The following is a 12,096-nucleotide window of genomic DNA, read 5'->3' on the forward strand; positions in this document are numbered from 1 at the left end:
AGATCCCCGAACCCGACTACCGCGCCCTCACCGCATAACAACACGAGGGATCACACGCGACCGGATACACCACTCAAAAGGACTTGACCCAGGTGCTCACCCCGAATCACCGGGGCCACGGCCCGTGGGGTGAATTCGCGCCGGGTGAGGCCTGCGGAGGCGGCGCGTGCTCACCCCGAATCACCGGGGCCACGGCCCGTGGGGTGAATTCGCGCCGGGTGAGGCCTGCGGAGGCGGCGCGTGCTCACCCCGAATCACCGGAGCCACGGCCCGTGGGGTGAGCTCGCGCCGGGTCAGGCCTGCGGAGGCGGCAGGTGTTCACCCCGATTCACCGTGGCCACGGCGAATGGGGTGAATTCGCGCCGGGTGAGGCCTGCGGAGGCGGCGCGTGTTCACCCCGAATCACCGGGGCGCGTGGGGTGAGCTGGTGCCGGGTCAGGCGTGGGGATGCGGCAGGTGTTCACCCCGAATCACCGGGGCCACGGCGCGTGGGGTGAGCTCGAGCCGGGTGAGGCCTGCGGAGGCGGCAGGTGTTCACCCCGAATCACCGGGGCCACGGCGCATGGGGTGAATTCGCGCCGGGTGAGGCCTGCGGAGGCGGCGTGCGGACGCGGCAGGTGCTCACCCCGAATCACCGGGGCCACGGCGCGTGGGGTGAGCTCGTGCCGGGTCAGGCGTGCGGAGGCGGCGCAATCTCACCCCGAATCACCGGCGCCACGGCGCGCGGGGTGAGCTGGTGCCGGGTCAGGCCCACGGACGCGGCAGGTGTTCACCCCGAATCACCGGGGCCACGCCGCGTGGGGTGAGCTCGTGCCGGGTCAGGCGTGCGGAGGCGGCAGGTGCTCACCCCGAATCACCGGGGCCACGGCGCGGACTCGTCCCGACACGCGGGCTCCGGATGCGGGGTCGAGGGTGTCGGCGACGATCCCCGACGTTGTGCGCGCCTCCGGCGGCGGGGTCGCGTTCAGAAGACGACGAGCACCTGGGCGAGCAGGATCTTCACAACCATCGCCGCGGGATACACGAGGCTGTAGCCGAGTGCGACCCGGACGTCGTACGACGTGCGGGAGTTCGCGAACCCGAGGATCGCGGGGTTGGTCTGCGCGCCCCCGACGACGCCCGACAGCCGCGTGCCGCCCGTGCGGAAGACGTACTTGACGACGAGGAACGTGCCGAAGGTCGCGACGAGGGTCACGGCGACGCCGATCCCGGCGAGCTGGAACACCTCGCCGGAGACGAACGCGGGCACGATGAGCGACCCCGCGTTGGCGCCCGCGAAGGCGAGGAAGACGAGCAGGCCGAACTCGGCGAGCACGGTCGAGGCAGTATGCGGAAGCGCCGTGACGACGGGGCCGATGCGCCCCACGCGGCCCATGATGAGGCCGATGATGAGGGCGCCCGCCGCGAATCCGATGCTGAAATGCGTCCCGCCGGGCAGCGGGATCTGGATCGCCCCGAGGAGCAGGCCCACCGTGATGCCGAGTCCGAAGATCGCCGGGTTGATGTCGGCGAGGCCCCGCTCGGAGTCGCCGAGGTACGACGTCACGGCGGGCATCGTGTCGATCGGGCCGACGACCCGCAGGCGGTCACCGAGCTGCAGAACGAACGTCGGGCTGCCGACGAACTCGACGTCGCCGCGGCGCACCCGCACGATGTTGGCGCCGAAGCGGGCCTGCAGCCCGAGGCTCGCGATCGGCCGGCCCGCGTGACGGGACTCCGAGAGGATGATGCGGCGGAAGTCGAGCCGGCTGCGATCGCGCGTGATGTCGATCGCCGACGTGTGACCGAGCTCGGCGGCGATCGCGTCCACGACGTCGCTCGGTCCGACGACGTTGACGACGTCGCCCGCCGAGAGGGTCGTGTCGGGCCCGATCGCCTCGATCGGCCCGTCGCCCGCGGGGCTGCGGCGCGAGAACGTCACGCGGTCGCCGTGGGCCTTGGCGATGTCGGCCGCCTTGGGGATGGAGGTCGTGTCGACGCGCACGGGCTTGTCGACGATGGGGCTCGGGGTGTCCTTATCCTTCTCGCGGTTGCGCAGCGCGAGGGCGACGGCCGCCATGGCCGCGACGATCGCGAACGCGTAGGTGCTCGCATAGCCGACCGTCGCCTCGGCGCTGCCGCCCGTCGCGGCGAGCGCCGGCGTGTTCGTGGCGGCGCCCGCGAACACGCCCGCGATCGTGACCGCCGAGAGACCCGCCCACTTGCCGAGCACGAGGGCTGTGCCGGCGGCGAGCGCGAGCACGATGCTCACGACGATCATGAGCGGGTACGCCGTCTTCATCGCGTTGAAGAATCCAGGACCCGCAAGGATGCCGGTGCAGAACGCGAAGACGACGAGACCGACGTCGCCGATGTAGGCCGGGATCGCGATGGGCTGCCCCACGGCGACACTCCACGCGACGAGCCCCATGGCCGCGAACAGGACCGCGACGGCGCCGAGCGACACCCCTGCGATGCGGATCCGGCCGAACGCCGACCCGAGCCCCACGAGCAGGAAGACCACGATCACCGGCTGCGCGGCGAGGAACCCGAAGACGACGTCCATGCGATGTGCTCCCGTCCCGCGCGTGCGCGTTCGCTCCGAGTCTGCCCGTGGAGACATCTGTGCGCCACGTCCGCGCCGTGCGGCGTCGTCATCTGCGGGCGACCCCTGAGCCTGTGCGATGTCGACGAGGGCGGGCAGGATGGACGCATGCCGCACGAGATCCCCGCGCCGATGCTCGCCAAGTCCGTCCCCGCGGTTCCCGCTCAGGATGCCGCTGCCGGCCCCTTCTCGTACGAGCCGAAGTGGGACGGCTTCCGCGCCCTCATCTCGTGGTACGGCGAGTCCGTCGAGATCGGATCGCGCGGGGCGAAGCCGCTCACCCGGTACTTCCCCGAGCTCGTCGAGGCGTTCGCCCGTCTCCTTCCCGAGCCGTGCCTGCTCGACGGAGAGATCGTCGTGCCGAAGGGTGCGCCGGGGGCGCAGCGGCTGGACTGGGAGTCGCTGACGCAGCGCATCCACCCCGCGGCATCCCGCGTCTCGATGCTCTCGGAGAAGACGCCCGCGATGTTCATCGCCTTCGATCTGCTCGTGCGCGGCGAGCGCGACCTGCAGTCCGAGCCGTTCTCGGTGCGCCGAGCCGAGCTCGTGGACCTGCTCACGGGGGTCCCGCACCCTGTGCACGTGACGCGCACGACCGCCGACGCGGCCCTCGCGGAGCGCTGGCTCTCGGAGTTCGAGGGCGCGGGGCTCGACGGCGTCATCGCGAAGCCGCTCGCTCAGCCGTACGCGCCGAACAAGCGCACGATGTTCAAGATCAAGCACGCGCGCACGGCCGATGTCGTCGCGCTCGGCTACCGCGTGCACAAGTCGGGTCAGGGCGTCGGATCGCTGCTGGTCGGGCTGTACGGCGAGGACGGCACGCTCTACCCCGTCGGCGGCGTCGCTGCATGGAGCGACAAGCGCCGGCTCGAACTCGTCGACGAGCTCGACCCGCTCGTCGTGCGCGACGAGGACGGCAACCCCGTCAAGGGCGACGGCGAGAAGTCGCGCTTCTCAGCAGCGGGACGCGACTCGTCGTTCGTGCACCTGCGCCCCGAGCGCGTGCTCGAGGTGCGCTACGACCAGCTCGAGGGGTGGCGGTTCCGGCACACGGTGCAGTTCGACCGGTGGCGCCCCGACCGCGAGCCCCGCTCGTGCACATACGAGCAGCTCGAGGCTGTCTCGGCCTACGACCTGGGCGACGTCCTGGACTGAGCGTCGCGGGCGCCTCTCGTCCCTCGCCTCGCCGAGGCCGAGGCCGCGGCCGGGCCCATCAGCGGGCACAGCTGCGGGGATTGTCTGTGACACGCCGGTGGCGGCATCCCGGACCGGCGTGTCTCGCACGGGATCTGCCGTTGTGCACGGCGCGGGCGCGGACGGCGCGTCACGAGCGCGCTCGGCGCGGGACCGCCGAGTGCCATGATCGGAGCATGTCGCCGGCACCGGGAAGAGGCGAGGACGAGCCGACCGAGACGGCCGAGCTGCGGCTCGAGCCGCTGCACTTCATCGCCCGCGTGGACGCCGTCCTCCGGCTCGGGCGGCTCATGCTGGGCGCCGGCGCGTCGTCGGCCCGCGTCCGCGACTCCATGAAGCGCGTCGCGCAGGGGCTCGCCATCGACGGGCTCCACTCTCGCGTCGGCATGACCGACATCGTCCTCACCGCACAACGGGGCTCGCTCTACCGCACGCGCGTGGCCGAGATCCGACCGGGCGTGGACGCGGACCGCATCGTGCGCCTCCAGCGGCTGTCGCATGCCGCCGAAGCCGGGATGACGGCATCCGATCTCCAATCGAGGCTCGACCGGATCGAGTCGAGCCCGCCGCGCTATCCGACGGCCGTCCGGGTGATCGCGGCCGCCGCGGCGTGTGCCGCATTCGCATTGCTGAACAACGGCACGTGGGTCGAGGCCGTCGCCGTGGGCCTCGCCGTCGCGGGCGGCCAGTGGGTGCGCATGCGCCTCCTCCGGGCGCGCATCAACGAGTTCTTCGTGGTGTTCCTGTCGGCGGTCGTCGCGCTGCTGGGCTACCTGGGCATCGTCGCGCTGATCGACGTCACGCGGCTGGCCGAAGGCGGGCACGATGCCGCGATGACGAGCGCTGTGCTGTTCCTCGTTCCCGGCTTCGCCCTCGTGACCGGAGCGATGGACCTCGCGCGCCTCGATCTGCACGCCGGCATCGCCCGCGTGACGTACGCGTGCCTCGTGCTGCTCGCGACGGGGACCGCGGTCTGGGCGATCGCCGCGGCGTTCCAGTCGAGCGCAACCCTGACGCTGCCTCCGCCGTTCGGCGAGCCCGCGCTGTCGGCCGTGCGACTCGTCGCAGGCTTCGTCGGCGTGCTCGGCTTCGCGCTCCTGTTCTGCACGCCGTGGCGCGTCGCGCTGACGGCGTCAGTCATCGGGGCGGTCATCAACGTCGGACGACTGCTGCTCGTCGACGCCGGCGTCATGCCCGCCATCGCCGCAGCGCTCGCCGGCCTCGCTGTGGGCGTGGGCGCGTTCATCGCGGTGCGCTGGCTCGACGCCCCGCGCGTCACCCTCTCGGTCCCCGCCGTGCTCATCATGGTGCCGGGCGCGGCGGCGTACCGCGCGATTGTCGCGACGATCGACGGAGACACGGTGTCGGCCGTGCAGCACGGCGTCCAGGCCGTGTCGGTCGTCGTCGCACTCGCGATCGGCCTCACTGTGGCTCGCATCCTCACCGAGCGCGAGTGGGGTCGCGCTGACCCCTGACGCGACGGGGATTCTCGGCAACACGCCGGGCCGAGGCATCCCGAACCGGCGTGTCTCCCAAGGAATCCGCTGTTAGGCACGGCGCTGGGACAGAAAGAGGCCCGCAGCGGCGCGCGGGGGGTCGCGCGGCTGCGGGCCGAATCTCAACGGTTCGACGAAGAGAGCGAGGCGGCGAGGTCTCGGCCGTCGGCCGTCCGTCGCTCTCTTCGTCTGACATCGAAACTACGCCGGGCGCGACGGCGCCGCTCGGCCTTCGGCCGTGTAAAAGGACCCTCACCCAGGGCCCTGCCGTAGCCGCGACGAGAGGCGTATCGTGCGCGTCACGGTCACCCTCCACGGGAGGCAGCCATGTCACCCTCGCCACGCCGCCCCACCCGATCGGCGCGAAGGACCCGGATCATTCCCGCGATCCTCCTGCTCGTCGTCGCGGTCTCGGCATGCACGGCCGACCCGGCCCCTGATCCCTCGCCGACCCCGACGACGGGGATCGACCGATCCGTCGAGATCACCCTCGAGGAGCACGATCCGCATCACGCCCTGCGCGCCGTGCTGGTGCACGAGCATGGCGAGCCCGTCTACGAGCGCTACGTCGAATCCGGCCCGGATGACTACTGGGACATCCGGTCGGTCACCAAGAGCATCGTCGCCACGCTCGTCGGAGTAGCCGTCGACCGCGGCCTCATCCGCGACGTGGATGCGACGCTCGGCGAGCTGCTGCCCCGCTGGGCCGACGACCTCACGGCGGAGACGAGCGCGATCCCGCTCTCGGCCGTGCTGACGCACACGGCGAATTTCACAGGCGTGACCGACGTATGGTCGACCCCCGATCCCGTCGGAGCGATCCTCGCGAACCGGGCCCTGCTCGGCCCAGGAGACGGATCGTTCTTCTACTCCGCCGCCGGCTCGCACATCCTCGCCGCGGTCGTGGCCGAAGCGAGCGGGATGCCGGTGCTCGAGTTCGCCCGGCAGAATCTCTTCGACCCGCTCGGCATCCCGAGCGAACCCGCGCTCGAGCCCCCGATCTTCGTCCCGCCGGAGGAGGAGGAAGCGCTGTTCCGCGCCTACGAGGACGCCGATTTCGCCTGGCCCGTGGACGTCCAAGGCGTGCACCTCGGCTCCGCACGCATCAAGCTGCGTCCCTCGGATCTGGCCCGGATCGGCCAGCTCTACCTCGACGGAGGAAGGTGGGAAGGCGTCCAGGTCGTCTCCGAGTCATGGATCGCGCAGGCCACCGCGGCCCATGTGCAGACGGAGTGGACGATCGAGGACTACGGATTCCAGTGGTGGGTCGACGTCGAGGGCGGCTACGCCTGCGCGATGGGAATGGGAGGAACCATCGTCATTGTCCACCCGGAGCGTGACGCCGTCGTCGTGGTGGCGTCCGAGATCGCGGCCGGCGATCAGCGCGGCGACGGCGCGATGGCGCCGGGCAATGCCATCGCCCTGGCGGAAGCGATCCTCGACGAGCTCGGCGCCGCCGATTGAGCCGCCGGCTCAGTCCCAGTTCGCCGCATTCTTGCGGCTCGGCTGCACACGCGGCGGCTCACCCGGCATCTTCGGGAAATCGGGTGGGAACGGCAGCTCGCCGAGCCCGTTCTCGAGGTCCCGCTGCCCCCACTCCAGGAGCGTGTCGATGCGGCCCGGCTTCTCGAGCAGCGACGCCCACGGGTCGCCCTGGTCGGCGAGCCGCTGCGGCACCGATCGGATCGTGAAGGCCGCAGGATCGACGCCCGCCGCGAGCTCGTCCCAGGTGACCGGAGTCGAGACAGTCGCGCCGGGCAGAGCGCGGGGGCTGTAGGCACCCGCCATCGTGCGGTCGCGGTTGGCCTGGTTGAAGTCGATGAAGATGCGCTCGCCGCGCTCTTCCTTCCACCAGTTCATCGTGACCTTGTCGGGCAGCCGACGCTCGAGTTCGCGGCCCGCCGCGATGACGGCGTGCCGCACCTCGAGGAACTCCCACTCCGGCTCGATCGGACAGAAGACGTGGATGCCGCGATTGCCGCTCGTCTTGAGGAAGGCGTCGAGCCCGGCTTCGGCGAGCACGTCGCGCAGGGCCGGCGCGACGGCCGCGGCATCCTGGAAATCCGTCCCCGGCTGCGGGTCGAGGTCGATCCGCAGCTCGACGGGGTTGTCGGTGTTCGAGGCGAGCGACGCCCACGGATGGAAGACGACGGTGTTCATCTGTGCGGCCCACACGGCTGCCGCGATCTCCGTGACGACGATCTGTGGATGCCGCCGCCCGCTGTTGTACGTCACCGTCTGCGCCTCGACGAAGGCCGGCGCGCCCTTGGGCGGGTTCTTCGAGTAGAAGCGCTCGCCCTCGATGCCCTCGGGGAACCGCTCGAGCGACACGGGCCGCTGACCGTTCGCGGCGAGGAACGGCTCGGCGACGGTGATGAGGTACTCGGCCAGCTCGCGCTTGGTGATGCCGAGGGCCGGCCAGATCACGCGGTCGGGGCTCGAGAGCCCGACTTCGCGGTCTCCGTCGGGACCGGGAACGGTCAGGGTGATGCGCGGGGACGCCATGGTCCGACCCTAGGCGCTGGGTCCGTCATCCGTCACGGGTCGCGGTCTCGACGAGCGCGGTCGGGCAGGGACGAGCGGGGGCGAGCAGGCCGCCCTGCGCCGACCCGCTCCGGGCTCAGGCGTCGACGATGACCGCGAGATCCGAACGCGTGAGCCGGATCCACGGCCCCGCGGAGTCGATTACGACGCCCGTGAGCTCGGGGTCGGAGCGCAGCGCCTTGCCGAGCTGCTCCCCCGTCATGGGCGCAGGACGGTCACCCCGACCGAGGGCGACGACCTCGAGCGGGTGCGAGAAGAGCTCGATGAACCGCTCGCCGCTCGTCGTGCGCGACTCCGCGATGCCGAGCCGGTCGGAGTCCTCGACGCGGCTCACGGCGACCCAGAACGGGACGTGCGTGAGTGCCTCCGAGACCGCGGCCGCGGTCGCGGGTGTGCGCTCGCCCGCGAGGAGGGTCTTGATGCTCGACGCGGGGTCGATGCCCTCGAGCATCTTCTCGAGCATCTCGCGGCGCAGGACGGCGGTCGCGGGCGAAGATGCGGGGTCGATGAGCATGCCCGCGTGCGGGCTCGCGAGGACGTAGCGGATGACGGCGGCGGACGACTGCCCCATCGCCGACGTGTCGGTGTCGCCGTCCGCGCGGACGCTCGCGGCGAGGGCACCCCCGGTGCTGTAGGCGACGACGAACGTCTCTTCGCCGAGCTTCACGACCGCGAGCGGCGGCTGCGCGCCCTGCGAGAGGAGCGACCGGGCATCGCCCTTGACCCGCAGGATCAGCTGCCCCTGCAGCAGCTGACGCGCGACCTCCACGATCTGCGGCGGCGTCGGCCGGGCGGGGAGCTTCGACAGTGCGTCGGCGAGCAGCACGTTGTCGCGCAGCCCCGGCAGCGTCTCGGTGACGGGGGGCGCCGTCTCGTTCGCGACGCGCTGCGGCGCGACCGGTGCGGCGGGCCGCACGGGCGGAGCGGGCGGGGTGGCACCCATTCCGCGGTAGGACGAGACCGAGATGCCGACGGATGCCGCAGCCGCAGCATCCGTCGCCGCAGCATCCGTCGCCGCATCTTCCTCGTCCGCCGCCGCCGCGACCGCGTCGGGCGCGGGCGTCGGCTCGACGTCCGCGACGGCGTCCGGTGAGGCGGGAGCGGGAGTCTCCGTGGGCTCGGAAGACTCGACGGGATCGGAGGACTGCTTGCTTCGGCGCGAGAACAGGGCCATCAGACGAGCCTAACCCGCGCTCGCGGCGCACACCTGGACGTCTGCCGAAGCCGCGGACGCGCGCACCACGCCCGGCGGCACACCGCGCGATGCGGGCCGATCGAGCCTGCGCCGCGCTAGAGCTTCTCGATCGGGGCGATCTTGACGAGCAGCTTCTTCGCGCCGACCTTCTCGAAGCGCACGTGCGCGACGCGCTTGGCGCCCTCGCCCGTGATCGCGTCGATGCGACCCTCGCCGAAGTCCTCGTGGCGGATGCGATCGCCCGGGGCGAGCTCCATGTCGCCGTTGTCGCGCACCTTCGCGGGGATGCGGTTGGCGAAGCGATCGATCGATGTCGACTTCGGCACGAGGTCGCCGCCGTAGCGGCTCGCGCTCGATCCCGAACCGGAGCCGCCGAATCCGCCCCCGGGGCGCCGCGCGTTGAGAGCGCGCGACTGCGTGCCGCCGCGCGAGTTGACGTCGCCGGGCGACTGGCGCCAGTCGACGAGCTCGGCCGGGATCTCCTGCAGGAAGCGGCTCGGCATCGCGACGGTGACCTCGCCGAACTGGGCGCGCGTCATCGCGAGGGTGAAGTAGAGCCGCTTCCGCGCACGGGTCACCCCGACGTAGAAAAGTCGCCGCTCCTCCTGCGGACCGCCCGGCTCGCCCGCCGAGATGCGGTGCGGGATGAGGTCCTCCTCGACACCCGTGACGAACACGGCGTCGTATTCGAGGCCCTTCGCGGTGTGCAGCGTCATGAGCGAGACCGACCCCGAGGCATCTTCGAGGTCGTCGGCGTCCGAGACGAGCGCGACCTCCGTGAGGAAGTCGATGACGGTGCCTTCGGGGTTGTTGCGCGCGAACTCGCGGGCGACGGCGACGAGCTCGTCGAGGTTCTCGAGCCGCGCTTCGTCCTGCGGGTCGCGGCTCGCGCGCAGCGCGTCGAGGTAGCCCGTCTTCTGCAGCAGCAGCTGCAGCCCCTCGGCGACGGCCGTGGGTGGCGCGAGCTCACCCGACGCGGGAAGCATGTGAGCGGAGGCCTCGGCCAGCACCGCGTCGAGCTGCGCGATGCCCGCCTGGATCTTGGGCCCGACGCCGAGCGCCGATGCGTTCGCGAGCGCGTCGCGGAACGTGATGCCCTCGTCGGCGGCGTAGCGCGCGATCGCCGTCTCGGTCACGTCGCCGATGCCGCGCCGAGGCTTGTTCAGGATGCGGCGCACCGCCATCTCGTCGGCGGGGTTCGCGACAGCGACGAGGTACGCGAGGGCGTCCTTGATCTCGGCGCGCTCGTAGAACTTCGTGCCGCCCATGATCTTGTAGGGCACGGCCGAGCGGATGAAGATCTCTTCCAGCGCGCGGGACTGCGAGTTCGTGCGGTAGAAGACGGCCATCGACGAGTAGTCGATGCCCGCGCGGCGCAGCCGCTCGGTCTCGTCGGCGACGAACTGCGCCTCGTCGTGCTGCGAGTAGCCCGTGAAGCCGACGATCTTCTCGCCCGCACCGACGTCGGTCCAGAGCTTCTTGTCCTTGCGGTCGAAGTTGTTGCTGATGACGGCGTTGGCGGCGCTCAGGATGTTCTGCGTCGAGCGGTAGTTCTGCTCGAGGAGCACGACCTTCGCCCCCGGATAGTCGCGCTCGAACTCCGTGATGTTGCGGATGTCGGCGCCGCGGAACGCATAGATCGACTGGTCGGAGTCGCCGACGACCGTGAGCGACGCGGGTTCGGGCGCATCCGCCGCCGGCGCGTCGAAGATCATCATGCCGGAATCGGCATACGACTCGCCCTCGGGCTCGGAGAGGGGCCGCGTGAGCTCGTGGATGAGCGCGTACTGCGCGTGGTTGGTGTCCTGGTACTCGTCGACGAGGATGTGCCGGAACCGGCGCCGGTACACGTCGGCGACGTGCGGGAAGGCGCGGAACAGGTACACCGTCTGCCCGATGAGGTCGTCGAAGTCGAACGCGTTGGCCTTCTGCAGGGCGCGCTGGTAGTCGGCGAACAGGTCGACGAAGATGCGCTCGGCAGGGTCGTTCATATTGGCCTGCCGCGCGTAGGACTCGGCATCCGCCAGCTCGTTCTTGAGCTTGGAGATCTTGCCTTGCACCGCCGCCGGGGTGAGCCCGAAAGCGTCGGCCTCGTGCTCTTTGACGAGCCGCTTGATGAGGGCGCGCGAGTCGCCCGAGTCGTAGATCGTGAAGGCCTTGGTGAACCCGAACTGCTGCGCCTCGCGGCGCAGGATGCGCACGCACGCCGAGTGGAACGTCGAGATCCACATCCCCTGCGCCGCGCTCGATCCGACGAGGTGCTGCACGCGCTCGCGCATCTCGCCCGCGGCCTTGTTCGTGAAGGTGATCGCCAGGATCTGGCTCGGCCACGCCTCGCGGTTCCACAGCAGCGACGCGATGCGGCGCGTCAGGACGCTCGTCTTGCCCGACCCTGCGCCCGCGACGATGAGCAGCGCGGGCCCGCGATAGGTCACGGCGTCGCGCTGGGGCCCGTTGAGACCGGTCAGCAGCTCGGCGTCGGGGCGGGAACCCTCAGACTGCGGGCCGGCGTGCGAGCCGACGATGAGAGGGACGGATGCCGCGCGCTGCGCGGCCGCGGAGGCGTCGGTCATGGCGCTTCAAGTCTAGGCGCGCGCACGGACACCCACCCGTGGCGGACGAGGAAGGGGCTCCGATCAGGCGGGGCCTGATTGGATGGGTGCGTGCGCACCCTGCTGAACATCATCTGGCTCGTGCTGTCGGGCTTCTGGCTGTTCCTCGCCTACGTCGCCGCGGGCATCCTGCTGTGCATCCTCATCATCACGATCCCGTGGGGCATCGCGTCGTTCCGCATCGCCGGCTACGCGCTGTGGCCGTTCGGGCGCCAGATCGTCGCAAAGCAGAACTCGGGCGTGTGGTCGTTCCTCGGCAACGTCGTGTGGGTCATCCTCGCGGGCTGGTGGCTCGCGCTCGCCCACATCGCGTCGGGCATCCTGCTGTGCATCACGATCATCGGCATCCCGCTCGGCATCGCCGACTTCAAGATGGTGCCGATCTCGCTCATGCCGCTCGGCAAGGACATCGTCTCGACGCGCGGCGGCAGCTTCGACCAGGCGCTGGCGCAGCGCGGCGTCTGACCCGGC

General features: G+C 71.0%; 8 protein-coding genes. 4 read left to right on the plus strand and 4 right to left on the minus strand.

Features of this window, described 5'->3' with window-relative positions; all coding sequences use genetic code 11:
• Positions 1 to 964: 964 nt before the first annotated feature.
• The gene (locus tag MJ607_RS19485; RefSeq protein WP_243077302.1) at positions 965 to 2,545 is read right to left on the minus strand and encodes an aspartate:alanine exchanger family transporter; all 1,581 of its coding nucleotides are present in this window, start codon (positions 2,543 to 2,545) and stop codon (positions 965 to 967) included.
• Between the two features lie 147 nt (positions 2,546 to 2,692).
• On the opposite strand from MJ607_RS19485, the gene MJ607_RS19490 reads away from it, so the two are divergent.
• From MJ607_RS19490 to MJ607_RS19500, 3 genes are all read left to right on the plus strand, one after another.
• Positions 2,693 to 3,739, plus strand: coding sequence for an ATP-dependent DNA ligase (locus MJ607_RS19490; protein WP_243077303.1), 1,047 nt, complete (start codon positions 2,693 to 2,695; stop codon positions 3,737 to 3,739).
• A 215-nt stretch (positions 3,740 to 3,954) separates the two neighbouring features.
• Complete coding sequence (locus tag MJ607_RS19495; protein WP_243077304.1) at positions 3,955 to 5,253, plus strand: threonine/serine exporter ThrE family protein; 1,299 nt, start codon at positions 3,955 to 3,957, stop codon at positions 5,251 to 5,253.
• A 348-nt stretch (positions 5,254 to 5,601) separates the two neighbouring features.
• Positions 5,602 to 6,738, plus strand: a complete 1,137-nt coding sequence (locus MJ607_RS19500; RefSeq protein WP_243077305.1) for a serine hydrolase — start codon at positions 5,602 to 5,604, stop codon at positions 6,736 to 6,738.
• A 9-nt stretch (positions 6,739 to 6,747) separates the two neighbouring features.
• Here MJ607_RS19500 and ligD read toward each other — a convergent pair whose 3' ends face one another.
• The 3 genes from ligD to MJ607_RS19515 form a co-directional block, all read right to left on the minus strand.
• Complete coding sequence (gene ligD / locus MJ607_RS19505; protein ID WP_243077306.1) at positions 6,748 to 7,779, minus strand: non-homologous end-joining DNA ligase; 1,032 nt, start codon at positions 7,777 to 7,779, stop codon at positions 6,748 to 6,750.
• Positions 7,780 to 7,894: 115 nt separating this feature from the next.
• Entirely contained in the window at positions 7,895 to 8,992 is a 1,098-nt protein-coding gene (locus tag MJ607_RS19510; protein ID WP_243077307.1) for an SseB family protein, read from the minus strand.
• A 116-nt stretch (positions 8,993 to 9,108) separates the two neighbouring features.
• Positions 9,109 to 11,586 (minus strand): ATP-dependent helicase, encoded by a 2,478-nt coding sequence (locus MJ607_RS19515; protein ID WP_243077308.1) that lies wholly within the window; start codon positions 11,584 to 11,586, stop codon positions 9,109 to 9,111.
• Between the two features lie 90 nt (positions 11,587 to 11,676).
• Between MJ607_RS19515 and MJ607_RS19520 the strand changes: the two genes are divergently transcribed.
• Positions 11,677 to 12,090 carry a YccF domain-containing protein gene (locus MJ607_RS19520; protein WP_243077309.1) on the plus strand — a complete coding sequence of 138 codons (414 nt, stop codon included), beginning with the start codon at positions 11,677 to 11,679 and terminating at the stop codon, positions 12,088 to 12,090.
• The last annotated feature ends 6 nt before the right edge of the window (positions 12,091 to 12,096 follow it).

It is taken from the genome of Microbacterium sp. SS28, from assembly GCF_022761035.1.
Lineage (GTDB): Bacteria > Actinomycetota > Actinomycetes > Actinomycetales > Microbacteriaceae > Microbacterium.